The sequence below is a fragment of the Wolbachia endosymbiont (group B) of Schoenobius gigantella genome (genome assembly GCF_964031005.1).
Taxonomy (GTDB): domain Bacteria; phylum Pseudomonadota; class Alphaproteobacteria; order Rickettsiales; family Anaplasmataceae; genus Wolbachia; species Wolbachia pipientis.
On record NZ_OZ035002.1, the window covers coordinates 1,054,421 to 1,080,658 of the forward strand.

At 35.3% G+C, this 26,238-nt stretch carries 23 protein-coding genes, 2 tRNA genes and 2 pseudogenes; 10 read left to right on the forward strand and 17 right to left on the reverse strand.

Annotation, left to right across the window (positions count from 1 at the left end):
• Positions 1 to 68: 68 nt before the first annotated feature.
• The 4 genes from fumC to murC form a co-directional block, all read right to left on the reverse strand.
• Positions 69 to 1,463: a class II fumarate hydratase gene (gene fumC, locus ACQH2O_RS04840; RefSeq protein ID WP_425385102.1), complete on the reverse strand. Its 1,395-nt coding sequence runs from the start codon at positions 1,461 to 1,463 to the stop codon at positions 69 to 71.
• Positions 1,464 to 1,846: 383 nt separating this feature from the next.
• On the reverse strand, positions 1,847 to 2,869 hold the full coding sequence (gene cgtA / locus ACQH2O_RS04845) for an Obg family GTPase CgtA (RefSeq protein ID WP_425385103.1): 1,023 nt from the start codon (positions 2,867 to 2,869) through the stop codon (positions 1,847 to 1,849).
• Complete coding sequence (gene eno / locus ACQH2O_RS04850) at positions 2,857 to 4,131, reverse strand: phosphopyruvate hydratase (protein ID WP_010082238.1); 1,275 nt, start codon at positions 4,129 to 4,131, stop codon at positions 2,857 to 2,859. Before eno ends, cgtA begins: the two co-directional genes overlap by 13 nt.
• A 4-nt stretch (positions 4,132 to 4,135) precedes the next feature.
• Positions 4,136 to 5,632 carry a UDP-N-acetylmuramate--L-alanine ligase gene (gene murC, locus ACQH2O_RS04855; RefSeq protein WP_038250394.1) on the reverse strand — a complete coding sequence of 499 codons (1,497 nt, stop codon included), beginning with the start codon at positions 5,630 to 5,632 and terminating at the stop codon, positions 4,136 to 4,138.
• 26 nt (positions 5,633 to 5,658) lie between these two features.
• Here murC and ACQH2O_RS04860 point away from each other — a divergent pair, with 26 nt between their 5' ends.
• From ACQH2O_RS04860 to ACQH2O_RS04870, 3 genes are all read left to right on the forward strand, one after another.
• Entirely contained in the window at positions 5,659 to 6,333 is a 675-nt protein-coding gene (locus ACQH2O_RS04860; RefSeq protein WP_425385104.1) for a septal ring lytic transglycosylase RlpA family protein, read from the forward strand.
• A gap of 930 nt (positions 6,334 to 7,263) precedes the next feature.
• A complete protein-coding gene (locus ACQH2O_RS04865) occupies positions 7,264 to 8,628 on the forward strand; it encodes an ankyrin repeat domain-containing protein (RefSeq protein ID WP_012673105.1) in 1,365 nt (454 codons plus the stop codon).
• 134 nt (positions 8,629 to 8,762) lie between these two features.
• The gene (locus ACQH2O_RS04870) at positions 8,763 to 10,250 is read left to right on the forward strand and encodes a type II secretion system protein GspD (RefSeq protein WP_015588942.1); all 1,488 of its coding nucleotides are present in this window, start codon (positions 8,763 to 8,765) and stop codon (positions 10,248 to 10,250) included.
• Positions 10,251 to 10,257: 7 nt separating this feature from the next.
• Here ACQH2O_RS04870 and ACQH2O_RS04875 read toward each other — a convergent pair whose 3' ends face one another.
• Both ACQH2O_RS04875 and mtaB read right to left on the reverse strand, forming a co-directional pair.
• Positions 10,258 to 11,169, reverse strand: coding sequence for an outer membrane protein (locus ACQH2O_RS04875; RefSeq protein WP_070357048.1), 912 nt, complete (start codon positions 11,167 to 11,169; stop codon positions 10,258 to 10,260).
• Positions 11,170 to 11,235: 66 nt separating this feature from the next.
• Entirely contained in the window at positions 11,236 to 12,462 is a 1,227-nt protein-coding gene (gene mtaB, locus ACQH2O_RS04880; protein WP_425385105.1) for a tRNA (N(6)-L-threonylcarbamoyladenosine(37)-C(2))-methylthiotransferase MtaB, read from the reverse strand.
• 389 nt (positions 12,463 to 12,851) lie between these two features.
• Here mtaB and gatA point away from each other — a divergent pair, with 389 nt between their 5' ends.
• On the forward strand, positions 12,852 to 14,321 hold the full coding sequence (gatA, locus tag ACQH2O_RS04885) for an Asp-tRNA(Asn)/Glu-tRNA(Gln) amidotransferase subunit GatA (RefSeq protein ID WP_010962643.1): 1,470 nt from the start codon (positions 12,852 to 12,854) through the stop codon (positions 14,319 to 14,321).
• A gap of 180 nt (positions 14,322 to 14,501) precedes the next feature.
• Here gatA and ACQH2O_RS04890 read toward each other — a convergent pair whose 3' ends face one another.
• A complete protein-coding gene (locus tag ACQH2O_RS04890) occupies positions 14,502 to 15,095 on the reverse strand; it encodes a hypothetical protein (RefSeq protein ID WP_244226866.1) in 594 nt (197 codons plus the stop codon).
• A gap of 85 nt (positions 15,096 to 15,180) precedes the next feature.
• On the opposite strand from ACQH2O_RS04890, the pseudogene ACQH2O_RS04895 reads away from it, so the two are divergent.
• A pseudogene (locus ACQH2O_RS04895) lies at positions 15,181 to 16,274 on the forward strand (IS3 family transposase).
• 46 nt (positions 16,275 to 16,320) lie between these two features.
• On the opposite strand, the pseudogene ACQH2O_RS04900 reads toward ACQH2O_RS04895, so the two are convergent.
• From ACQH2O_RS04900 to ACQH2O_RS04910, 3 genes and pseudogenes are all read right to left on the reverse strand, one after another.
• Positions 16,321 to 16,699: pseudogene (locus ACQH2O_RS04900) on the reverse strand (IS4-like element ISWosp8 family transposase); the annotation flags it as partial.
• 221 nt (positions 16,700 to 16,920) lie between these two features.
• Positions 16,921 to 17,784, reverse strand: a complete 864-nt coding sequence (locus tag ACQH2O_RS04905; protein ID WP_022626263.1) for a gamma-glutamyl-gamma-aminobutyrate hydrolase family protein — start codon at positions 17,782 to 17,784, stop codon at positions 16,921 to 16,923.
• 218 nt (positions 17,785 to 18,002) lie between these two features.
• Positions 18,003 to 18,075, reverse strand: a tRNA-Phe gene (locus ACQH2O_RS04910).
• 79 nt (positions 18,076 to 18,154) lie between these two features.
• Here ACQH2O_RS04910 and coaD point away from each other — a divergent pair.
• Positions 18,155 to 18,661, forward strand: a complete 507-nt coding sequence (gene coaD, locus ACQH2O_RS04915; protein ID WP_425385106.1) for a pantetheine-phosphate adenylyltransferase — start codon at positions 18,155 to 18,157, stop codon at positions 18,659 to 18,661.
• 68 nt (positions 18,662 to 18,729) lie between these two features.
• Entirely contained in the window at positions 18,730 to 18,921 is a 192-nt protein-coding gene (locus tag ACQH2O_RS04920; protein WP_006279326.1) for a zinc-finger domain-containing protein, read from the forward strand.
• 16 nt (positions 18,922 to 18,937) lie between these two features.
• On the opposite strand, the gene ACQH2O_RS04925 is transcribed toward ACQH2O_RS04920, so the two are convergent.
• From ACQH2O_RS04925 to rpsB, 7 genes are read right to left on the reverse strand one after another with little or no spacing between them, the layout of a single operon-like run.
• On the reverse strand, positions 18,938 to 19,564 hold the full coding sequence (locus ACQH2O_RS04925) for a phosphatidate cytidylyltransferase (protein WP_010082212.1): 627 nt from the start codon (positions 19,562 to 19,564) through the stop codon (positions 18,938 to 18,940).
• Positions 19,554 to 20,249, reverse strand: a complete 696-nt coding sequence (gene uppS, locus ACQH2O_RS04930) for a polyprenyl diphosphate synthase (protein WP_006279327.1) — start codon at positions 20,247 to 20,249, stop codon at positions 19,554 to 19,556. Before uppS ends, ACQH2O_RS04925 begins: the two co-directional genes overlap by 11 nt.
• A gap of 6 nt (positions 20,250 to 20,255) precedes the next feature.
• A complete protein-coding gene (locus ACQH2O_RS04935; RefSeq protein WP_010962657.1) occupies positions 20,256 to 20,519 on the reverse strand; it encodes a hypothetical protein in 264 nt (87 codons plus the stop codon).
• A gap of 5 nt (positions 20,520 to 20,524) precedes the next feature.
• Positions 20,525 to 21,082 (reverse strand): ribosome recycling factor, encoded by a 558-nt coding sequence (frr, locus tag ACQH2O_RS04940; RefSeq protein WP_425385107.1) that lies wholly within the window; start codon positions 21,080 to 21,082, stop codon positions 20,525 to 20,527.
• Between the two features lie 7 nt (positions 21,083 to 21,089).
• Complete coding sequence (gene pyrH / locus ACQH2O_RS04945; RefSeq protein WP_369800793.1) at positions 21,090 to 21,827, reverse strand: UMP kinase; 738 nt, start codon at positions 21,825 to 21,827, stop codon at positions 21,090 to 21,092.
• 16 nt (positions 21,828 to 21,843) lie between these two features.
• A complete protein-coding gene (gene tsf, locus ACQH2O_RS04950) occupies positions 21,844 to 22,704 on the reverse strand; it encodes a translation elongation factor Ts (protein WP_070356839.1) in 861 nt (286 codons plus the stop codon).
• Positions 22,685 to 23,533 (reverse strand): 30S ribosomal protein S2, encoded by an 849-nt coding sequence (gene rpsB, locus ACQH2O_RS04955; protein WP_010962661.1) that lies wholly within the window; start codon positions 23,531 to 23,533, stop codon positions 22,685 to 22,687. Before rpsB ends, tsf begins: the two co-directional genes overlap by 20 nt.
• Before the next feature lie 191 nt (positions 23,534 to 23,724).
• On the opposite strand from rpsB, the gene ACQH2O_RS04960 reads away from it, so the two are divergent.
• The 3 genes from ACQH2O_RS04960 to glmS all read left to right on the forward strand — a co-directional run bounded on the left by ACQH2O_RS04960 (position 23,725) and on the right by glmS (position 26,211).
• Positions 23,725 to 23,801, forward strand: a tRNA-Asp gene (locus ACQH2O_RS04960).
• Positions 23,802 to 23,938: 137 nt separating this feature from the next.
• Entirely contained in the window at positions 23,939 to 24,310 is a 372-nt protein-coding gene (yajC, locus tag ACQH2O_RS04965) for a preprotein translocase subunit YajC (protein WP_010081840.1), read from the forward strand.
• Between the two features lie 80 nt (positions 24,311 to 24,390).
• Positions 24,391 to 26,211: a glutamine--fructose-6-phosphate transaminase (isomerizing) gene (gene glmS / locus ACQH2O_RS04970; protein WP_010962662.1), complete on the forward strand. Its 1,821-nt coding sequence runs from the start codon at positions 24,391 to 24,393 to the stop codon at positions 26,209 to 26,211.
• The last annotated feature ends 27 nt before the right edge of the window (positions 26,212 to 26,238 follow it).

Genomic DNA, 26,238 nt, shown 5'->3' on the forward strand with positions numbered 1-26,238 from the left:
GATGTTAACACTATTGTCAAGTTTACTGGCCTTTCTATTAGTGAGATTGAAGAATTAAGTGTGAGCGGTTACAAATAATTTACCATTTCTTCTGGTTTCACTATCCTTTCAAACTCTTCCTCAGTGAGCAGTTGAAGTTTTGCTGCTGCTTCTTTTAGAGTGATATTTTCTTTATAAGCAAGCTTCGCTATTTTTGCTGCATTGTCGTACCCTATATGCGTATTTAATATAGTGACCAACATCAACGACTGATTCAGTAAATCTTTTATCCTCTCTTCATTTGCTTTAATACCAACTACACATTTTTCTGTAAAATTTAAACTTGCGTCAGCTAAAAGTCTTATAGACTGCAAAACATTGTAAATTATCACTGGCTTAAACACATTCAATTCAAAATGACCGTTTGAACCACTAATGGTTACAGCAACATGATTTCCCATAACTTGAGTGCATACCATAGTCACCGCTTCACACTGAGTTGGATTCACTTTACCTGGCATAATTGAAGAACCAGGCTCATTTTCCGGTAACATTATTTCCCCAATTCCGCATCTTGGACCAGAACCAAGCAACCTTATATCATTTGCAATTTTCATTAAACTGACTGCTACTGTATTGAGTGTTCCACTGAGCTCAACTAAAGCATCATTTGCTGCTAGCGCTTCAAATTTATTGCCTGCTGAAGTAAATCGAAGGTTAGTAATTCCTGCAACTTGCTTTGCAAAATCTTCAGCAAAACCCTTTTTAGTATTGAGTCCCGTGCCAACCGCAGTGCCACCTTGTGCAAGCTCGTATATACCACTTAAAGTTGATTTTACTCTCTCTATCCCCTTTTTAATCTGGGCTGCATAGCCAGAAAACTCCTGTCCTAGTGTTAGGGGCGTTGCATCTTGCAGATGAGTACGTCCTACTTTTATTATATCTTTAAATTCCTGAACCTTATTATCCAGCACCTTATGCAATTTTTCAAGATTTGGAATAAGCAAGCAGTTTATTTGCTCTGCTGCTGCTATATGCATTGCTGTTGGAAAGGTGTCATTTGACGACTGACCATAATTCACATGATCATTTGGATGTATTGGAGATTTACTACCCAAATTACCACCTAAAATCTCTATTGCACGATTGCTGATCACTTCATTCATATTCATATTAGTCTGCGTTCCGGATCCGGTTTGCCAAACAACAAGCGGAAATTCATTATTAAATTTGCCATCTATTACTTCCCTCGCGGCTGTGCAAATTGCGTCCCCTACCCTATCATCTATAACACCATGTTTCATATTAACACGCGCTGCTGCAAGTTTTACTATTGCTAATGCTTTAATCAGAGGCTCTGGCATTTTTTCTGTGCCAATCTTAAAATTTTCTAAAGAACGCTGAGTCTGTGCTCCCCAGTAATGTTCACTTGGTACTTTTACTTCCCCTAAGCTGTCTGATTCTATTCTCGTCTTTCTATCCATATTTTCCTCCTGGTGTTATGCAAACTGGTTCACTACATAATTTTTTCATGCCTACTTCTTTGTTAATTAAATCATACTAGATCCAAGTAGTCAAGTGTACGAACATTGCAATTTTCAGTTAACTTGCATGGTAGATGCAAGTAGCTGACACTGATTCACTTTATGATGGTGTCATTCCAGTCTGGAATCCAGCCTTTTCATAATCATCAAAACGTTGTATTTTAACATAAAACGGCTACTTTTATGCTTACCAACTTAATAAAATTCCTGGATCCCAGACTGGGATGACACCCTTCTGGTGGACTCAAATCACGATGTTTGCACAGCTGTACGCTTAGTTCTGGTTGCACGCTACCATTCTTGTACATCCATAAATAGAAAATTTACGCTTTAAAAGGATCATATACATCGATTTCCTTAGAATTACTCTTTTTCAATTTTTCACTTAATAATCTTAAAATAGGCTGTAAATCACCATTAATTGATAAGCACAGCACTTCTTTATTGAGATAATTAGCTAGGTGATTCTTCTTTTCCAGAATTTCTGCTTCCCTCAATAAGTCGCATTTGTTTAATACTACAATCTCTTCTTTTTCAACAAGATCACTATTGTAAAGTTCCAATTCATTATGGATACAACTATAAGCCGAAACAACGTCATCGTGAGTTACATCGATTAAATGAAGTAAAATTTGACACCTTTCTATGTGCTTTAAAAATTTATGCCCGAGCCCAACTCCAAGGTGAGCATCAGTAATTATTCCAGGAATATCTGCTATTACAACTTCGCTATCATCCACTTTTACCATGCCTAAATGAGGTCTTACGGTGGTAAATGGATAATCGCCTACTTTTGTATCGGAATTTGAGCAGCGAGTCAAAAATTTTGATTTACCTGCATTTGGCATGCCAATAATTCCAACATCTGATAAAACTTTTAGTTTTAATAATACATGTTTTTCTTCGCCAGGCTGACCGTAAGTAAAATGTCTTGGTGCCTTATTAGTAGAAGATTTAAAATTAGTATTTCCAAGTCCACCTTTTCCACCCTGTGCTACTTGAAATTCCATACAAGGCTTGTCAAGGTCTACTATTATCTCTTCACTTTCTTCATCAATTATTTGTGCACCGACTGGAACTTTAAGTATAACGTCTTTCCCTGCTGTGCCAGATCTATCCCTGCCTGCACCATTTTTTCCACTATCTGCTTTAATGTGTCTTCTATAACGAAAATGAAGCAAAGTGTTGAGATTAGCGTCGCTGATGAAAACTATGTTTCCACCCTTTCCTCCATTACCACCATTTGGACCACCAAATTCAACGAACTTTTCTCGACGAAAACTTGCACAGCCATCACCACCGTCACCAGCTTTTAAACACAATTTTACTTCGTCTATAAAACCCATGCTAACCCACGATAATATTTAGCATCCTTTCCTAATGCGCTTTCTATTCTGATTAGCTCGTTATACTTCGCGAGTCTATCAGAACGCGATAGCGACCCGGTTTTTATTTGCCCGCAATTTGACGCAACTGCTATATGAGATATTGTTGTGTCTTCTGTTTCACCTGAGCGATGAGAAACAACAGCTTTATAGCCATTTGATTTTGCCATTTCAATAGCAGCAAAAGTTTCTGTTAACGTCCCTATTTGATTTGGCTTGATCAGTACAGCATTTGCCATTTTTTCCTCTATTCCTTTGCATATCAGTTCACAATTTGTAACAAACAAATCATCCCCAACCAATTGAATTTTACTCCCCAATTTTGCAGTAAGTAATTTCCAACCTTCATAGTCGTCTTCACTCATTGCATCTTCTATAGAAATTATTGGATATCTTTCCACAAGATTACAATAATATTCAGTCAACTCTTCTGAAGTAAGATCTCTGTGTTCAAATTTGTAAATTCCATCTTCATAAAAAGTAGATGAAGCAACATCAAGGCCTAGTGCAAAATCACTTTGCGCTGAATAACCTGCTGATTCTATAGCGTATATGATCAAATCAAGTGCTTCTTCAGTACTTTCAATATTTGGTGCAAAACCACCTTCATCCCCTACATTTGTGCTATAACCTTTTTTCTTAAGAATGCTACGTAAGTTGTGGAATACCTCCGCAGATATTCTAATCGCTTCGCTGAAAGTCTCAGCACCGACCGGAAGAATCATGAATTCTTGGAAATCGAGCTTATTGTCTGCATGTACTCCACCATTAATTATGTTAATGAGTGGAACCGGCATAACACTCGTCTGCTTTCCTCCCAAATATCTATATAGCGGCATTTTGAAACTGTTTGCTGCTGCTTTTGCAACTGCAAGAGACACACCCAAAGTTGCATTTGCTCCAAGTTTTGATTTGTTTTTTGTTCCATCCAGTTCAATTAATGCTTTATCAATTGCATTTTGGTCCGCTGCATTCATTCCAATGATTTCATCTGCTATTATCCCATTTACAGCTTGAACAGCTTTCAGCACTCCCTTACCACAATACCTTTTCTCATCTTGGTCCCTGAGTTCCAAGGCTTCTAATTTACCGGTTGAAGCTCCAGAAGGTACAGATGCCCTGCCTATTGCACCATCACAGAGCTCAATTTCTACCTCAATAGTGGGGTAACCCCTGCTATCTAAAATTTCTCTTGCAAATACGTTATTGATTATCTTATTCATTACATTAAACCTTAACTTCCGCAATAAGTGCTGCAGTTTCCTTTGCCAATTTAGCTATATTACTACCAGCACCAATAAATAATACTATATCACTTGGACTTGTCGAATCACTAATAAAATGTGAAATGAGCAAAGCATCATTCATAATTTTTGTGTTATTAAATCCATTACTGATTAAAGCTTTTTGTATATCATCAATCCCACAACCAGGAATAGGCTTGTCTTCTGGGGGATGAACAGGAGTGAGGATGACATAATCAAACATCATGAAAATGCGTATGAATTCATCAAAAAAATTACGAATGCGGGCAAAACGAAGTGGTTCGATAATTCCTATTACTTTTCCTTTAGTAATCGAACGTGCAGCCGTTAAAGTTGCATATATTTCATTTGGATGATGGGCATAATCCTCAATTAACTTAACACCTTTAATATCGGCAATCAAAGAGAATCTTCTTGCTACTCCTTGAAATTCCAAAAGGCCTTTTTTAATATCTGCATCGCTAATTCCGAGCTTTATCGCAACTGATATTGCAGCTAGGGCGTTGCTTACTTTGTGAATTCCAATTGCATTTGATAGTACTATGTTTTTTAAAGGGCTGGATCCCAGTGTCACGCACTGGGATGACATCTCTGTACACTTTCCTTTTGTCATTCCAGCACGTAATGCTGGAATCCAGTTGTTCAACACATCAAATTCTATGCTGTTAGCATGCTGTTTAATGTTGCTGGCTCTTATGCTACCATTCTCAAACCCAAACGTTATAGAATTACCCGCATCATAATCGATGTCTACAGAATCAGGTAAAACTGCAGAACCTGCATTATTCACGAATTGGGAAAATGCATTTTTGATATTATCAAATGTGCCGTAATAATCTATGTGGTCATTGTTGATACTTGTTATGACAGCAATCTTTGCAGGGATTTTTAGCATAGTTCCATCAGACTCATCAGCCTCGATCAGAAAAGTGTCACTCCCTCCAAGTTTGAAGTTGCTCTTATAGGAATTTAATATCCCTCCTACAGTTACAGTCGCATCAATGCCAGAATGATCAAAAATGGAAGCAATCATAGCGGTTGTTGTTGTCTTTCCGCTTGAACCTGAAACCGCTATCACATATTTACCTTTCATAATTTCAGCAAGTATGTCTGATCTATGCAAAACGGTTTTATTGTTATTTTTTGCCGCAATTAACTCCACATTATCAGATTCTATTGCAGAAGAATGTACAACTATTTGAGCTTGGCTTATATTATTAGCATTGTGACCAATAAAAACCTCTATACCTAGCTTTTGTAACTTATTTATATTGTCGTTTGATTGTGCATCACTGCCTTGAACTTTGCAATTGGAATTGTGAAGAATTTCAGCAATGGCACTCATTCCGATTCCACCTATACCAATAATATGTATTATTCCTTTTTGAGTTTTGTTAATATTTAGCAGTAGATGTTTACTCATTACTAAATTTATTATAGTATAATTTAAAATCCTCATAGTATCGAACCCTCTTACCGAATACAATGATAAAAAACCTAACCTTTCTATGTCTAATATTTGTTTTGATAAGTAGCTGCAGTTTTAGCAACAGGTTTAACTGCACTGCAGGTCATTATAAAATTGGCAGCAGCTACACAATAAATGATATAACTTATTATCCAAAAAACTGTAAACACTATGAAGAGATAGGGATAGCATCGTGGTATGGAATAGAAGATCATGGCACACTTACAGCAAATGGTGAAGCGTTTAACCGTCACTTGATCTCTGCAGCGCATAAGACTTTGCCCTTACCCTGCTTTGTTCTTGTCACTAATTTAGAAAACGGAAGAAAGCTTGTTACAAGGGTTAACGATAGAGGGCCTTTTATTGAAGGCAGAATAATAGACTTATCAGAAAAAGCAGCTCAAGTCTTAGGATTTCATAAATCTGGGCTTGCAAAAGTAAAAGTTCAATACCTAAGAAAGATGTCAGAACAATTGATACAAAATACTCCTCATTACAGAAAGCAATATGAAAAAGAAATGCAGAAACGTCATCCGAAACAAGACAGTGCAGAAAGTAAGGGATATGTTGCATTTTTTAAAAGTGCTCAGGCTGCTAAATCAGCTGCATCAAAGCTTCGCAATCAAGGAATAAAAAATGTTAGATTGCTTTTTAAGAACGATCAATATTGCGTGAAAGTGAGTTATAGGTAGTGGTGAGTGCAGAATTTGAAAGATTTGGTTAATGTAAGGAACGCTGGCTAACTATTGTAAGTTAAAAATGTGATATAAAAAAGATATCAACAATTTATAGCTATACCACCGCGATATCTCTTAGCCGCTAACACGTAGCGGAATGACGAGCTTATCGTCACGCCACCGCTAACCGTCATACCGCGATTTATTCGCGGTATCTCAGCCGCTAACAAGTAGCGAAATGACAGCAATCCTACGTCATGCCGCCGCTAACCGTCATACCGCGATTCATTCGCGGTATCTCAGCCGCTAACAAGTAGCGGGATGACGAGCTTATCGTCATGCCACCGCGAACCGTCATACCGCGATTCATTCGCGGTATCTCAGCCGCTAACAAGTAGCAGAATGACAGCAATCCTACGTCATACCGTCACGGTATCTCTAGATCCCGCTAACAAGTAGCGGGATACTTGACCTTTACAGGAATGACAGTTGTCGTTTAGCTATAAATGTTAAGAAATTTACCAAATAAAAAAAAAGGCAAAGAAACCCTAGGGTAGCTAGTATTCAAATTCTCCCTTGTCTATTTGACGTCTTTTACTGTCTTAAACACTTTATAAGCGCGTTTCGGCTTTTATAGGTAGAAACCTAAAAGTTTTATAAAGACATGAGGTGCACATAGTGCAAAAAATTAAGCATGATTTACGCCAAATACATTAAGTTTTTTGTCATTAATCCACTGCAGAGATTGCGAAGATAAATAAATAGCTTCAGTTTCATGATAAGAGGGCTGGCGGAGTTTGTCAAGTAAGTTTTTCGTTTCATCCAATGCGCTGCCAAAAGTTTGTTATGCAAGAATGCACTAGCCATTTCTCACAGATTCATTTAAACTTAATCAAGTAGGAGTATTATTAACGCGAAAAGAGTTTAATTAGAGATTTAAGTGATATGGCACGTGAGGAAGATATAAACCAATTAGTAGAAAATGGATTTGATATTAACTCAAAAGATGCAAGTGGAATCACTCTCTTGCATAAGTTCACAAAAGAAGGCGATTTAGTTGGAGTAAAGTCATTACTAGAGCACGAAGCTGATTTCAATGTCGTAGACAACGAAAATAGAAACCCTCTGCATTACGCCATTATGCATGGACACAAGAAAGTTGCTAAACTTTTTGTTAACCAACTGACAATTAATTCCAAGGATAAAAATGGATTCACTCCACTGCACCTTGCTGCACTACAAGATGACACGGAATTAATAGATTTTTTGATAACAAAAGGCGCAAAAATTAATGAAAAAGATGCCAAAGAGGGCTATACTCCTCTTCATATAGCTTCACTATACGGTTCTAAAAAAAGCGTCCAAATTTTAATTGATAGCGGAGCAAATCTCGAATGTGAAGATAACAATTTTCGTACTCCTTTGTTTTTAACCATTTATCAATGCACCGCACATTATGACAGCAGAGCAGAAATTATAGAATATCTGATAAAGAAAGGTGCAAATATAGAAGCCAAAGATGCAGAAAATAACACTACGCTTTTCCTAGCAGCGTATAACAACAAAATGCAAATAGTAAAACTTATTGCAAAAAAACAGCAAGCAAGTAACGATAAAATTAAACTTAAAGAGTTTTTTTGCACAAAAAACAACCATGGTTTTGATGCGTTAGATTGCGCTATTGAGCATAATAATAGAAAAATGGTAACATTTCTTGTTTCAAAGGGAATAGAAGCAAACGATCAAGATTTTAATGGTAACGCTAGGCTGCATAAAGCTAGCCATAATGGTAACACTAAAACAGTTAAGCTCTTATTGAAGCTTAAGGTAAACGTTAATGCTGTTACTAAATGTAACAGAACTCCCTTGCTACTCGCAGTTAAAAAAGGCCATACACAAATTGTGAAAATGTTATTGGAAGTTAGAGCCAATATGAACATTTGTGAGCAACAAGGTTTTGCACCTCTACATCTTGCTGTTCAAAAGGATTATTTTGATATAGCTCAGTTGTTAACAGAAAAAGGTGCAGACCTTAACATTAAGTGCAATAACGGTCATACCGCAATAGATATGTTCATTAGCAAGGCTCATAGCAAAAAAAACATCGAAGAAAATTACAAAAAATTTTGTAGATTTTTGATGCTTTATCTGAAAGAGCTACATAGTAAACACAAAGCCTGTTGTATACTTTCAACCCTAGCTCTAAGCTTAACAATTATAGGCTTACCATTTATTTTCAAGCCTATTATTAAATACAGAGAAAGAAGTACAATATATAAAAAAATTAGGGCTATGCTGGTCTACATTTAAGTACAAGAAGAGTATACAAAAAATACATAGCCAAAGCTAATACACGACAATTATCTGCTCGATGAAAATGAGATTAAATACATTTTTAATATTTTTATAGAAATCTATTAGTATAGATTTTGTATGCTGTTCTAATGGCTATTTTTAAATGCTTAATACTCCTCTTCATTATTTCTTGCACACATCTACCTACCAAGCAATATCCTATTAACATAGACAATTATAAGCACGATTATCCGTTGCAACAATATAACACCTCTTTGGAGATTAATGAACCGGCAATACCAGAAATTATGCCTTTACCAATAGAGTTTCCCGATCTCACAATCAGTAATCAGCTTATTTCTATTAATGTTAGTGAAGAAGTATCAGTAAAGGATTTGCTGATTGAGATAGGAAAACTTTCTGACGTTAACTTGGATATGGACCCAAAAATATCAGGTAATATTATTTTAAAGCTAAAAGATAAGGATATAAACGAAGTAATTCAGAGTATAGCAAATAGCGCCAAACTGCGTTACTCAACAAGTAATGGTGTAATTAGAATTGAGCAGGACTTGCCATACGCACAAAATTATTACGTAGACTTCATCAATATTCAACATTCTGCTCAAAGCAGTTTCGTCATTAATAACAATATTACTAACAGTGATGGAAGTAACGTTGATAGGGACTATAACAATGTTATGAAGTCTCAATACAGTAGTGACTTATGGAATTCATTAGAAAAAGGCTTGAATGCAATAATGGATGTTAACGGGGTGGATGATGGCGAATTCCTTTCATCCAACAGAGAAGCTGGTGTTATTATTTTGAATGCTAGAAAAGATATCCACAAAGCTGTTGAAGAATATATTAATAAGGTTAAGAAGTTAGCGTCTTCTCAAGTAATGATAGAGGCAAAAATAGTTGAAGTTGTGCTAGATGACAAATACCTTTCTGGTATGAACTTAAATGACTTACAAGATGGAACTAAGTCTATAATAAATCAAGATAACTCCATTATTAACCTAGCAATGAACTTTGGTGCAAATGATCTAGGAGATTTAGTAAAAAATTTAGACAAATTTGGCACTTCAACTGTAATTTCAAGCCCCAGAGTACATGCTATAAATAATCAGCAAGCGATGATTTCATTTACTAAAAACCATATTTATTTTACCTCCGATATACAAAAAGATACTAGAAACTCTAATCAGACCTTAATTACCAAGATGAATAGCGTCCCAATAGGTGTTGTGCTAATAATCCACCCAAGCATTAACATTGATACTAGTGAAATATTCATGGATATACATCCAACTTTATCAAGAATTAACGGCTACACTAAAGATCCAGATATAGAGTACGTCGCACAGCAGAGTAAAATGAAATTAAATAGCGACATTCCAATTGTTGAAATCAGAGAAATGAACTCTATGTTAAAAATTAAGAGCGGTGAAATTATGGTAATCGGCGGGCTTATAGAACATAGAGAAGATAAGCAAAGCTTATTGCATCAGAAATCAAAAAGGCTAGCGAATAATATTAGAACAGTAGAAACTGTCATTTTTTTAAAAGCAACAATCGTACCAACATTTGGTTTGTTAGATAGAAAAGATAAGAATTTATATATATATTAAATTATCACTAAAAATTAAATATCAAACCAACTTCAATATTGTGAGTAGATATGTCATCTGCAACAGGTATCGGAACGCTAAAGTAACGATAGCCGAGAAAGGTTTTGATTTCTGGGATTATTGAATAATCAACACCAAGTTTTATTTGATAAGCAAACCAAGGAACATTCAGTGGCATTGAATTTTGGGGTGACCCATTAATCCTTTTTAATCTAAAAACTGTTGGTCCTATACCAAGACCGATGTACGGAGCAAATTGTGTATCCTGAACGCTGGGATTATAATAGAAGTTTAACAAAAACGCAAATATACTTGCTGATTTATCAAATACCGGAGGAGAATTACTATCTTCAATATTGGCTATAGAATACGCGGCTTCAAAATCAATTTTACCATTTTCTCCAGCATAGTAACCTAAAGACATGCTGCTAAACCACTGGAAATCAATTTTACCATCAAATTGCTGTATACTTTTAATTTCATCTGCCACTATATTTTTTATTATAAAACCATAATGACTTTCAACTAAAGTTAGGACTCTTTTTCCTATTTCTTGTATACCCTTTACAAATATTTCTGAATTATCATGGTATACCTTACCACCGTTAGCGCTAACATAAAAATCAAGTTTTTTTGATTTTTCTTTTGTAGGCTCAGCTTGATCTGCAATACGTGACCACATATTTTTCTGATCAGCTACTTGGAAAACAGAAGGTGGACTACTTTCAAGTTCTTGATATTTTATTGGTATTTCTTTTGCAGTAACCTCCTCAGAACGTATCACACTTTTATTATTGTCTGTTTCTAATTTTAAGGGTTGTACTTGCTCAATGTGTGTATCATTACTAATATAAGTAATAAAAAAATAGACACATGAAATGAAAATCAAAAATAAAGTAATAGATATTCTAGTTATCATAAATGAATTCACAATTATCATTTACAGTATAATTACTATATCGTATATTTCTTCAATGTACAAAAATTAAGAAAAAATATTTCCAATTAGATAATTATTTTCCACTCCTTTAACATTAACTTTCACAATACTCTTGGCTTGAGCTTTTGATTCAAGCTTTATTAATGCAAAATTTTCTGCTCTACCGACATTATTTTGCTCAACCAGAACACTTTGCTTAGTGTTGATCAAGGATTGAGAAAAACTGCTCATAATTTCTTTATTTACTTCTCTTAAATTTTTTACTCGTTCTTTACGCACATTCTCTGGTACTTGTGGCATTCGTGCAGCAGGTGTATTTTTCCGCTCTGAATATGGAAAAGCATGTAGGTAAACTATATTTGTTTTTTTCAGTAAATCAACTGTATCCTGAAACATTTCATCAGTTTCTGTTGGAAATCCAGCAATAATATCAGCGCCAAATGCTATATTAGGCCTCAAGCTCTTCATTTTATGACAAAATTCTATCACTTGTTCTCTGTTGTGACGACGCTTCATTCTCTTTAGTATTAAATTATTACCAGATTGTAGACTCAAATGTAAATGAGGCATAAGTCTTGACTCATTAGCTATTAAATCCATTAATTCGTCGTCAACTTCAGCAACATCGATAGAGGAAAGTCTTAGCCTCTTCAACTCTGGTATATCCTTTAAAACTCTCCTAATCATTGAACCAAGTGATGGCTTACCCAACAAATCTGTACCAAAGTCAGTAATATCAACCCCTGTAAACACTACTTCTTGATATCCATTTTCTACAAAGATCCTGATTTGCTCTATAATACTGTTTATTGGCACAGATCGATTATTCCCTCTTGCCTCAGTAATTGAACAAAATGTGCAGCTATGATTACAACCATTTTGAATTTCAATAAATGCCCTTGACTTATCTTCAAATCCATTAATTAGAACAGGTTCTACTTGGTTATCACTGACCAAGATTTTATCGTCATTTAGTAAGTAATTTTCAGCTTTTAGCTTATCTTGATTACCGAGCACTTTACTTACACCAGGAATGCTACTGTAAACTTCTGGATCCAACTGAACAGCACAACCAACTACGATAATTTCTTTATTTGGATCATTTTTGTAAATCTTACGTATCTTTTGCTTTACCTGACGTTCTGCTTCGTTTGTCACTGCACAGCTATGCACCACAACAACATTTTCTCTCTTTGCTTTTTTTAATGCTTCTTTGATTAACTCGCTCTCGTAAAAATTTAGACGACAACCAAATGTTATCACTTCATTCATGTTAGTATTTTTTGCTTTAATAGACCTAAATTATATCAAATATCCAAGCAAAGTCTCTTGCATGACTATTTTTTTGTAAATAAATGCTATGCAAGCAGCAGACACTGGGATCTCAACGATTTTCACTCAGACACAGTATCACTCCTTTGCTTATTATAGTCTTTTGACCTTTTTAAGATACAATCCGGATTGGATACTGAGTTGGTGAGTATAAAAGTATAGCTTCTACGTCATACCGCTGCGGTATCTCTTAGCCGCTAACAAGTAGCGGGATGACGATTGTCGGTGAATCTAAGTTACCTTAGCTACATTTCTAGCTGTAACTATAAATGTATGGATTTTTTATCGTGCCATGTTATAATTAACGTCTTGCTAAAAATTAAATATTGATGAATGAACTAAGAAAGTTAAGTATTACACAAATGCATGACGGGCTCAAAAAAAAGAGTTTTTCTGCCGTTGAACTCGTAGAGGCGCACATCAGTGCGGTTGAAAATGAGAAATTAAATGCATTTATAACAAAAACCCCAGAGATAGCAATGAAAGCTGCTAAAGCTGCAGATGAACATTTCTCTAGGCAAAAGGATGATTTAATCTCGCCGCTCATGGGTGTACCAGTTGGCATCAAAGATCTATTCTGTACAAAAGGAATAAAAACAACAGCATGCTCAAAAATGCTGGAAAATTTCGTTCCGACTTACGAATCTACGGTGTCTGACTTGCTTTTAAAAAGTGGAGCAGCCATGCTCGGTAAGCTTAATATGGATGAATTTGCTATGGGTTCTGCGAACACAAATAGCTATTTTGGCCCTGTTGAAAATGTGTGGATTAGAAAAAGCGATGGGGAAAAAGTTGTTCCTGGTGGATCATCTGGTGGATCTGCAGCATCGGTGGCTGGATTTTTATGCGCTGGAGCACTAGGGAGTGACACCGGTGGATCTGTGCGCCAACCAGCAGCTTATTGTGGAGTGGTTGGAATAAAGCCAACTTATGGAAGATGCTCGCGTTTTGGTATGATTGCATTTGCGAGTTCTCTAGATCAAGCAGGAGTCATTACTCGTTCTGTCTCTGATTCAGCATTAATGCTGGAAGCAATCTGTGGCTATGATACAAAAGATTCAATATCAAGCGAAAAGCCAGTGCCTAAATTTTCTAGCTTTATAAATGGTGATGTCAAGGGTAAGCGTATTGGTATACCAAAAGAATATAGGATGGATGGAATTTCAGAGGAAATAGTCCATAATTGGGAGAAAGTTGCTTCCTATTTAAAAGAAAATGGCGCTGAAGTTGTTGACGTTACTCTGCCACATACTAAATATGCAATACCAGTCTATTATTTAATTTGTTCTGCTGAAACTTCATCCAATCTTGCTCGTTATGACGGTGTGCGTTATGGGTTCAGGGTTGATGCTGATACCCTTGAAGAAATGTATTCACTAACAAGAGCAGAAGGTTTCGGTAAAGAGGTGAAAAGAAGAATTTTAATTGGCGCTTATGCGCTTTCCTCAGGTCATTACAATGAATATTACGAAAAAGCACAGTGTATCAGGGCATTAATCAGAAATGATTTTATAAAAGCGTTTGAAAAAATAGATTACATACTTGTGCCATCTGCTCCAACAGAAGCTTTTGGCTTAAATGAAAAGCCAGATCCGCTAATTATGTGCATCAATGATGTGTTTACTGTGCCGGCAAGTCTGGCAGGATTGCCTGCTATTTCTGTTCCTGTTGGGCTCTCCAATGAGGGTTTACCACTTGCCTTGCAAGTGATTGGAAATTATTATGATGAAGCTGGAATATTAAATGTGGCAAGTGTGATAGAGCAAAATTGCGGCAGAATAATTAGACCTCTTGCATAATCTATTTTTTGATAGTAATTTTTGCATTAAAATTTGCTTACGCTCCTCAACGTACTCTATGGTTCCATTTTTAGATGAATAGCAAAAACAGGGTATATTAATCTGTTTACAAAATTTTCGTGTAACAGTTCACACTTAATTAAACAGACTGAATTCTGTAATTTTGGGATGTTGAAAAATTTACCTCACGTTGTCATTCCAGCGCATAACGCTGAAATCCAGATTTATAGAAACGAAAAAACTTGCTTGACACATTTTGCCAACCCCCTTATTATGATGTGTAGTACAATGATACAAATTAAGAATTCCCCCATCCTGTGCTGGTTCTTCGATCTGAAATCCTACTTCTACCTGATCACAACCAATGTTAATTTGTCCTATTAATGCTTTAATAATGCCGCGCTTAGTTTGCCAATCTAGCTGTTCCAGGTTCGATTTTACACTAGAATAAAAATTCTTTATGCTATTTATAATAAGACTTATTCCTTTTTCTACTGCCTTCTGATCAACTACCTTTTTTTTCTCTTCTTCTATCCCTTGTAAGCGTTCTTTCATTTTTCTCATTGTCTGTTTAAATTCTTCCTCGCTTATATATCCTTTCTCTCCTGCATTTTCTTGACTATAATAATCTTCCATTAATTTTTCGATACCTTCTTTTATTTGATTTTCTCTTCTTGCAAACTTTTTCTCTGATGATTCATCATTTTTATTTTCTAATACTCTACGTTGGTATTCCTTTTTTATCATCTCTGGGTTTTTTAGTACATCTTTCACCTTTTCCCATACTGACCTTACCCAGAAAAAGTGGAGAGAAAGAAAGGAGTTTTTTCGGGTAAAATAAAATTTTGGAGGATTAGAAATGGCAAGAGAATACACGGCAGAATTCAAATTGGAAGCTGTTAAGCTGGCAAATGAACAAAGAAAGGTAGGTCAACCAGTTGCAAAAGTAGCAAGAGATCTAGGAATAAGGGATAGTGTATTAGGAAAATGGATGAAGAAATATAACGAAAAAAAGTCAGCGGCAAATGCATTTCCAGATGTAGCACCTTATGACAAAGAGAGATTTGATTTACAGAAAGAGTTAGCAAAAGTAACAAGAGAAAGAGACATTTTAAAAAAAGCCCTGGCCAGTCAAAAAGAGTAAAATATTTTTTCATAAAAGAGCATAGTAAACACTATAAAGTGCAGGAATTATGTAGGGTTTTCTGCTAGTGGCTACTATAAGTGGACTACAAGGAAAATAAGCAGTAGAGAATCAGCAAATAAAGAGTTATTAGCAGATATTCAAAAAATATATCAAGCTTCTAAATGTAGATATGGAGCTCCTAAAATTCATGCTGAATTAAAGGCTTTGGGTAAAAGTTGCAACTTAAAAACAGTGCAAAGTATTATGCAGAAAAATGGTATTCAGGCTATATTGAGAAGAAAATTTAAAATTAAGAAACAACAAACGGACAGTAGCTCCCAATATATTAGACCAAAACTTTATTGTCGATCAACCAAATAAAGTATGGGATTACTTATATAAAAACCAAAGAAGGATGGCTATATTTGGCAACAATAATCGATCTATATTCACGCATGGTAGTTAATGAGCAGTTCAATAAATAAACAATTGGTTATGGACTCTTTATTAATGGACGTTAACAAGCGTAAACCTGCCAAAAATCTACTATTACATAGTGATCAAGGTTCACAATATACTTCGCAAGGTTATCAATATCTCTTATCCATAAAAAACATAGATGAGTTATAAAGGTTGTTGTTACGACAATTCTGTTGTGGAAAGCTTCTTTAGCTCATTGAAAAGAGAAATACTTATTGATACTTCACAACACTCTGCTCAACAAACTAGAACTGCAATATTTGAATACATAGAAATTTTTTATAACAAACAACGTCACTATTAACTATTGCATTCCTGAGCATTTTGATTCATCATTCTCTTTGTGAAAAACATTCCAAACTTTCTCTCCACTTTTTCTGGGTAAGGTCAGTTTCCATTTGGTTCAAACTCGGATACAATTTCCCCAGAGCTGGGTAATCTCATACCAGAACCATCTGCTGCAATAAGTCTATAGCCTCTCCAACTCAGGTTCATCCTGATAGGCTGTTTGGATGCTTAAATTCTTGAAAGCCTGTATGGCAAATCTTATACCTTGCTTTAGAAAAAGCTTGCTTTGAGGGTACATGTCAATGGCTCCATAAGTTCACATTCTATTCCCAAACTTTTTTTAACTAACTTTAAAATCATAGAAAATACTGTCGAAAAAGGAAGTTTTCTTGTTCGTGTAAAACTCAACACAATGGATTTTCTGAAAAGTTTTCGAGTATATTGCATTTTTAATTTGTAAGATAAGATCTTTTCCTTTTTGCATGCCTCACCTAAAAAAGACACATTTTAAACTTTTTTGTTGCAATAAAATAGAAACAAAAGTGCTGTCCCTTGCACTCTTTGGATAATTTAATGATAAAAAATTTGGAGAGAAATTTTATACACTATCGCTGATATTTTTCCTTAAGTTGACGCCATTGCCTGAACGGATACATGACAAATCTATCGTTTATCAAATCGTCGGTAAGCCTAAAGCTATAGCCATTAAGCACGATAAAGAAAATCATTCATAATCGCTATAGCAACTAGTGTAGACACTTGACGTTCCTTGTGATTTGATAAATAGAGGTTTTTATCTGACTTCACAACAAGGGCTTCTGGATGACTTTGAAAGTGAACATTACCATGCTTATCTTCAATAGCCTCTATTACCCCCTCACTGGAAAATGCTGCAACTTTATATCCAAGTGACTCCAATTTTCTTCTATTTTCTGGTGTATTACTTACTGCTCCTGAATGAGCATCTGGAAAATATGTTGAAAACCAGCCATTTTCATTAGGTATTAGGAATTTGGCTACTACTTCTGCTAAACGACTATTTGGAACGATCTTTATCTGCTGGAGAGGTAGATCCTCTTTCTGTGGATTAGGTGCTGATTTTAAATGAGATCTTCGTTTCTCTTCATCACTCACAACACTCACTACTTCAATTCCCTTTGCATTCATTATGCCTTCACATATGCCAAGTAAATGAATTGCAGGGTTATCATCCACTATTTTTACAATTGCTTCAGTAACAAGCTGGCGACAAGGAGTGGGTGCTGAGTGTAAATTATCCGGAATAAATATTCTATTTATTTTGTGCTCTTTAACAAACTTTGCAACTTCAACTTTTATTCGGTCTAATGTTAGCTTCTTTGCCAATGTTTCATCTTGTTTTGCAAAGATAAGCGACTTTTCTTGGATTTCTTTTAAGTTAATTATTTTATTGTAGTCAATGAGTACGGTTTTAACTCCAAAGTTATTAAACATCTCGTAGATATTTTGAGATAGCCCAAGCTCATGTGCTTCTTCCGTTTTCAACAAACCAACAACTATGTCATTATTTACTGTATTTTCTGCCGTCAAGACAGTTGACGCTGGTTCTTCTTTTCTGGTTACATGTTGAGATGCCGGTTTTTCACTAACGCCAGCATAAGTAATATTGCTTAATAATAGAACTATAATTAATAAGATATTAAATAGTTTATTATAATATTTATATACTATGACTTGCCTCCCTAATATTTATATTACGATATAGAGTATTTTATAACAAAAAGGCAAGTTTGCCAAGAAAGAGAAGGTGGCCTGAGCAGGAATCGAACCAGCGACACAAGGATTTTCAGTCCTTTGCTCTACCAACTGAGCTATCAGGCCAACTGTATACTTTTATTTTTAGATAAAAAATGTTATTATGTCTATCAAAAGTTTTTAAAGTAGTTTATAAAAATAAAGGATGAACATTAATGACAAAATAGGAATCTACCCTGGCACATTTGACCCTATAACTTTTGGGCATCTTGACATAATCAAAAGAGCGTGTAAACTAGTCGATAAATTAATAATAGGAGTTGCAGAAAACGTTAATAAGCATACTGCCTTTGACACAAAGCTACGCACAAGCATGGCTGCAAATGAAATCAAAGGGCTAGGAATTGATGCAGATGTTATATCTTTTAATGGGTTGCTAGTGAAGTTTGCCAAAGAGCAGAATGCTTCTGTTATTATTAGGGGATTAAGAGCAGTATCGGATTTTGATTACGAGTTTCAAATGAGCTGGGTAAATTATAAACTTCTTCCTGAAATCGAAACCATATTTCTTCCTGCTTCTGAAGATACTCAATTTATCTCATCAAGCTTTGTAAAGGAAATAGCAAGATTAGGAGAAGATGTTAGCAAATTTGTATCAAAAGGTGTTCAAAACGAATTGATTAACCTGAATAGGATAAAAAATGGAGAATAGTGCTTGTTGTTTTTTATTTCTGAATGGGTATATTCAATATATAAAATGTTATAAGCTAAAGGAGCAGCATGTCAAAAGTGAGGGTTAATAATAGAAAAGTTTGTTGTCATGGTGATGAGAATGATGAGGGTTCCGGCCATCCATTAATATATTTAGATATGGGAGAAGAAGAGGAAATAGCCTGCCCTTATTGTGAAAAGACGTTTGTCCATGACTGCACTGTAGAAGCGGTTGGGGAGCTGACTAGGGATGAGCTCTAATGGCACTTCTGCAGACTTAGCTTATGTAAATAGCAATAAGAGGGGCAGTAAAAATGAAACTGTCCATACGGTCGAGCACTCCCCCATGGCCAGGTATCATATTTCCACTATCTTTAACACCGTAAGCTCTTTTAACAAGCGACTCAGTGAAATCGCCAAGTTGCGCTAGAATAGCAATTGCAAGGCCAATGATTGGAGAATAAAAAATTGAAAATAGACCAAAAAATATTGATCCAAAAATTGTGCACACTACTCCAGCTAAAATCGCACCAAGAAGTCCTGCCCAAGTTTTTCCAGGGCTAATAATTGGGCAAATTTTAGCTCCACCAAAATTCTTGCCAAACAGGTAGGCAGTAACGTCAATTCCCCAAATGGTTAAGACGAACCATACTAATGCGTATTTTCCCTGTGGTAGATTATATAAATATATTAATGAGGCGCTTGGTAGTGCAATCAATAATAATGCAAAAACGTATAAAATTTTGTTTCCCTGGGTTAGATTATACCATTCAAAAGAAGATAAAACTGCTATCGAAAAAATCAATAGGTAAAACGATAAATCACTGAAATATGTAGCAAAGGAAAATATGAATAATATTACTATTGAGGACAACATTCTAATTATAAAATTATTATCTACCATATTTTTTCTCTCTTTTTGTATAATCTTCTAATGCTTTACTCAAATCTTGACAAGAAAAATCAGGCCATAAAGTATCACAAAAATACAATTCAGCATAAGCTGCTTGCCATAATAAAAAGTTGCTTAACCTTTTTTCGCCGCCAGTGCGAATTAATAAATCCAATTTTGGCAAATCTTTAGTATACAGAAATTTTTCAAATTCCTCTTCTGATACATAAGCAATATTTTCTTTTATAATATTGCTTATAGCTTGTGTAATTTCTTGCTTTGCTCCGTAACTGACTGCCACAGTGAGTAATAAACCATCGTTCTTATGTGTCATTTCTTCTGCTTTTTTAATTTGATCCAATATTTTACTGGGTAACAGACTTAAATTGCCAATAAAATTCAACTTAATGTTACAATTGTAAATGAAATTGACTTTATCTTCATTAGTTAAAACGGAGTAAAATAAATCAAATAGACAGTCAGTTTCGTTTTTAGGTCTAAGCCAATTCTCCATAGAGAATGCATACAAAGTTAAGTAGGGTATAGTTAAGTCCGTACAATACTTGGCAATATCGTATGCAACTTCACTGCCCTTTTTATAACCATCAATTTTTACCCTTCCTTGATTGTTCGCCCATCTACCATTACCATCCATAATAATTGCTAAATGTTTCGGTAAAGATTCTTGATTCAACATTTAAATTTAACCTAATTTTGACTTGAGTGAAATTTTTTGGATTTCAATGGACACCTGGAAGGTGTCAGCTACTTGCATGACAGGAAGAGAGTTACTGTAGTGACACCAATAGTTGATACTTGAATGCAAAATTGGTGTCATCCCAGTGCTCCGACACTGGGATCCAGGAAATTTGATTTCAAACAAGTGCATCAGATAGTTGTATAGTAAAGACTGGATTCCAGTGTCAAACACTGGAATGACATCATTTGCTATGTAAGCTTTCTCCATATCATTTAGTGATTCAGTATATCCTTTTCTTTGATGGACAATTCACCATCAATCTTTTTTATATTATCATCAGTAATATTTTGTATTTCCTTCTTAGCACCATGAAAATCATCTTCTGAGATTTCTTTATTTTCCTTCATTTTTTCTGTTTCTTCCATAATATCTCTACGTATATTTCTAATGGCAATCCGTGCATTTTCAGCAAACTGATGCAATAATTTCACTAATTTTTCACGGGTTTCTTGTGTCAAGTCCGGAAGAGCTATACGTATGGTGCTACCCTCGACAACAGGATTTAAATTCAGGTTAGCATTTAATATAGCGTTTTTCACTTCACCTACAACACTAATGTCCCAAACTTTAATTGATAGGGTTTTGTTATCTATAACCGAAATGCCTGCAACTTGATTTAACTTTTGATGCCCACCATAGATGTTTACAACTATACCATCAAGCAAAGATGCACTAGCTCTACCAGTGCGTACGCCTTTAATATCATCATGAAAGGACTGAATAGTTTTTAGCATTCTTTCTTTTGTTTTAGCTTTTATTTCATTTAACATAAATTACCTACTGTTTACAATCTGAAACTATAGTATAAGTACCTTGACCCTTAATAATATTGACTATTTTTTCTCCCTTCAAAGAAAAAACTATAATTGGAATAGAATTCTCACGAGCAAGTGAAATTGCTGATGCATCCATAACTTTTAAATCACGAGTCAATAAATCCGTGTAAGAAAGCCTATCATACATTACAGCATCCTCATTTTTTTTCGGATCAGCGGAGTATACACCATTTACTTGCGTACCCTTTAGAATAACATCACAATTCATTTCAACAGCACGTAAGGCTGCAGCTGTATCTGTAGTAAAAAATGGGTTGCCTGTGCCTGCTGCAAAAATTACCACTCTACCTTTTTCTAAATGACGAATAGCTTTCCTTCTGATGTAAGGTTCGCATACAGTGGCCATGGGTATTGCAGATAATACCCTAGAAGCTACTAAATTTTTTTCTAAAAAGTTTTGTAAAATTAAAGCATTGATTATAGTTGCAAGCATTCCAATATAATCACTGCTTGCTCTTTCACAACCACTTAAAGACGCAGATGTGCCACGAAAGATATTACCACCACCAACAACAATACATACCTGAACTCCAAGATTACAAACTTCAACTATGCCTTTAGATAACTCACCTATAGTCTCCATATCGTGACCAAATTGCTTTGATCCCATCAAAGCCTCACCAGAGATTTTAAATAACACCCTGGAATATTTTATTTCGCTTTTTTCATTTGTTGAAATAAACATTTTTTGCTATTTAATCTGCATCACCCAAAACAAGTAACTTGTAATTAGAGAGTTTAACAGCACTCAACTCGCTTGATTTTATAAAATCAGAAATCTTCATCTTATCATCCTTTATAAATTTTTGCTCCAGTAAAACAACTTCTTCATAGTACTTAGCCATTCGTCCATCTACTATTTTTTTTGCTACTTCTTCAGGTTTATTTAAGCTCCTCACTTGCTCTTCAATTATAGAACGTTCGTTGTTCAACTTCATTTGATCTAAATCATCTATAGACAAAGCTTCAGGCTTCATAGCAACTACATGCATAGCTATTTGTTTCCCAATCTCTTGTAGCTTCGCCTTATCACCAGATGATTGCAATGCAATTAAAGCACCAATCTTACCTAAGCCACACACATCACCATGTACGTAGCCAGCAATAACTCCATCCTTAGCTTCTAAGTAACAAAGCTTGCTTAACTCTAGCTTCTCACCAAGAACTGACGTACCATTCATAATAGCTTCCTGCACTGTGCCAATGCTTTCATACTTGGCATTTTTTAACTCATCAACGCTAGTACAGCGTTCTTGATGAGCAATTGATGCTAAATTTAAAACTAACTCTATAAATTTCTCATTCCTTGCGACAAAATCGGTTTCGCAATTGAGTTCAATCAATACACCACAATTTTCAGTCAAACACATAGCAACGAGCCCATCTGAAGCTACTCTATCAGATTTTTTGTCAGCTTTAGCAAGACCTATTGTACGTAACTTATCAACGGCTTTCTTAATGTCACCATCACATTCTTCTAATGCTTTTTTACAGTCACTTAAGCCAAGCCCTGTTCTATCACGTAATTCTCTTATATCATCTGGATTCATCTTCATTTGTTACTACCTCCCTTTCTTCTTCTTTGTAAACTTTACTACGTCTCCTTTTAGTTTGCACAATACCATCTTCTTTTTCTTGAATAAACTCATCACCCCTTATATCATCAATCTTAACTCCAGATTTTGCTAGACTAGACTCTATTCCAGCTAATATAGAGTCGGTAGCTAATTTACAATAGAGCTCTATTGATTTTCTTGAGTCATCATTTCCAGGTATTAGATAAGTAATACCATCTGGATCAGAATTAGTATCAAGTATTGCAACTATTGGAATTCCTAACTTCTTAGCCTCCTTAACCGCTATATGCTCTTTATTAGTATCAATGATGAATAAGATATCAGGAATTGCTCCCATTTCTCTAATACCGCCAAGCGCCTTATCAAGCTTTTGCTTTTTCTTTTCAATGTTTCCCAATTCTTTCTTTGTTAAAATGCTATCCTCGTCATTTAATATTTTCTCATATTGCATCAAGGTTTTTATCGAAGAAGAAACAGTGCCCCAATTAGTAAGCATACCACCAAGCCAACGATGATTCACATAATATTGACCACAACGAATCGCTTCACTTGCAATAATATCAAAAGCTTGAAACTTTGTACCAACAAATAGAATGCGACCACCTTGAAATGCAACGTCATATAAAGCCTTCATGGCCACCTGTAGCAATGGTAGTGTTTTTCGCAAATCAATTATATGTATACGATTTTCTTGATGCACTCCATATATGTATGGAGCCATTTTTGCGTTCCAGCGACTAATTTTGTGACCAAAATGTACACCAGATTCAGCTAAATCACGCACAGTGACTTTAGGCAAATTTGTCATATATCATTCCTCCAAATAGTTTATCTTCCATGGCATAACCCTAATGGGACTACTTGTACAAGCCATGTGTGAAATTAAATTATTTACATAGTAATAGAAAAGACAGCAAAGCGCAAACAAAAAATATTGACAAAGGGCAACATGTTTATTAGCTTTAAAGTTGAAGCCCGAAAATGCTAAAAAGAAATTAGGGGGGTGTAGCTCAGTTGGTTAGAGCGCATGCCTGTCACGCATGAGGTCGTGAGTTCAAGTCTCATCACTCCCGCCATATTAGTTTTAGCATAACTTAGAATTCGCAGTATTATTGCCGGTATTGAGAAACGCCTTCACCAAACTTGACATGGCATGGTATTGTAATTAATACTTAAATAGGTTTGTTTTTATCATTAACAATTAGGATTAAATATGCTCATTTCTGAAGTTTTTGCAGCAGATGCAACTAGCAATACATCAAGTATCGGCGCATCTTTTGCTAGTTTTATTCCACTGATTTTAATATTTGTGGTATTTTATTTTCTCATTATTCGCCCGCAACAAAAAAAACTAAAAGAACATAGAAAGATGATAGATCAAATAAAACGTGGTGATACAGTCATTACTTCTGGTGGAATAATAGGTGAAGTTAATAAAGTTGATGAGGCAAATGCACAATTTATAATAGAAATAGCACCAAAAGTTGAGATAAAAGTTCTAAAGTCCGCTATATCTGAGGTTTTAAGCAAAGAAACTCAAAAAGTAGCAGCTAAACCAATTAAAAAGGTAAAATCGAAAGAATGATAAAAAGAATATAAATCAACCAGTAATAAAGGCAAAAATGCTTAACATGTTTAGAAAAAAGTTTGTTTGGTGATCCATTTGTGTGCGGAATATTTGGTGTAGTAAGTAGCGGTGATTCAGTAATACCAACCTTACTAACTGGGTTACAAAAATTGGAATATAGGGGATATGATTCCTCAGGTATAGCAATCATAAATAACGAAGGTAAGATAGAAGTCAAAAAATCAGAAGGTAAAGTCGAAAGGTTATGTGAAGTTGTTGATGACAGCAAGATGTCTCACAGTACAGTTGGTATAGCACATACTCGCTGGGCTACACATGGAGTCCCAGGCCTTAAAAATGCTCACCCCATTCGTACAAATAATGTTGTTGTTGCTCATAACGGCATAATTGAGAATTACAATCTGCTAAAAAAGGGTCTAGAAGAAAGGGGCATGTCATTCCATACTGACACTGACACAGAGATCATACCAAACATGCTAACCTTATATCTTGATGAAGGATTGTCGCCAATTGATTCTCTATTTAAGTGTTTAAACAACTTACATGGCTCATTTGCCTTGGTCTTATTATTTGCAGAATATCCAGACGCCTTATTTGTTGCGAAGAGAAATTTGCCTTTAGCAATAGGCTATAACTGTAACACAGTGTTTGCTGCATCTGACTCTAATGCTTTAAGTGCATTTGTGGAAAGAATATCGCATTTGGAAGATGATGACATTGCAGTGATAAAATCTAGTGGAGTTAGTATATACAACAATGGTACACAAGTTAAACGCAGTATAGAAAATAGTAGTCCAAGTGATTTTCTAATTAGCAAAAATGGTTACCCTAGCTTCATGTTAAAAGAGATTTTTGAGCAACCGCGTGCATTAAACAAAACAATAAATCAATTTTACAAGCAATATAAAGAGGTAATATTTGCTAACAAAAAATTGTTTTCTGAGCTGAGTTACATTACTATAGTTGGATGCGGGTCATCTTATTTTGCTGGGCTAATAGCAAAGTATTGGCTGGAAAATGTCGCTCAAGTTCGAGTATATCTAGAAATCTCATCAGAATTTAGGTATAGCAACGTCAAGCTGGAAGAAGGCAGCATTGGGTTATTTATCTCTCAATCTGGTGAAACTGCAGATACCATAGAAGCGCTGCGTTATGCAAAATCACAGAAGCAAACAATCATTAGTATAACTAATACATTTAGCAGCAGCATTGAAAAGATCTCAGATATTGTGTTACATACTCTTGCTGGGCCAGAAATTGGTGTTGCTTCAACAAAAACCTTTTCTGCGCAACTTGCAACTTTAGCATGCTTTGCCGTGGAGCTTGGAAAAATAAAAGGTGTACTGGGTGGAGAGAGAATAAAACAGCTAAGCAACGCTATTAACTCTATTCCCGAGTATGTTGAGCACGTTTTGAATGTGATGAAAATACAACATATATCGGACAGTATATTAGAACACAATAACGTTATTTTAATCGGCAGAGGAAGTTCATACGGAGTTGCAATGGAAGGCGCATTGAAAATAAAAGAGCTTTCATATATCAATACAACTGGTATTGCAGCGGGAGAAATGAAGCATGGTTCTATTGCTTTAATAGACTCTACTGTGCTTGTTATAGCAATTATCCCTTATGATGATTTATTCTTTAAAACGCTATCTAATATACAAGAGATTATTGCAAGAAAAGGCAAAGTAATTGCCTTCAGTGATAAACAAGGAGCGCCATTCCTAAGGGGAGTTTGCGCAGATGTGGTGCAACTTCCAGACACTGATAATTTTATCTCTCCAATCATCTACAGTGTTGCTATGCAATTCCTTGCTTACTTTACTGCAGCAAAAAAAGGGTTAGATGCAGATTGTCCAAGAAATTTAGCTAAGTCTGTCACGGTTGAGTAGTCCATTTAAAGTTAAAGCTAAACTTCT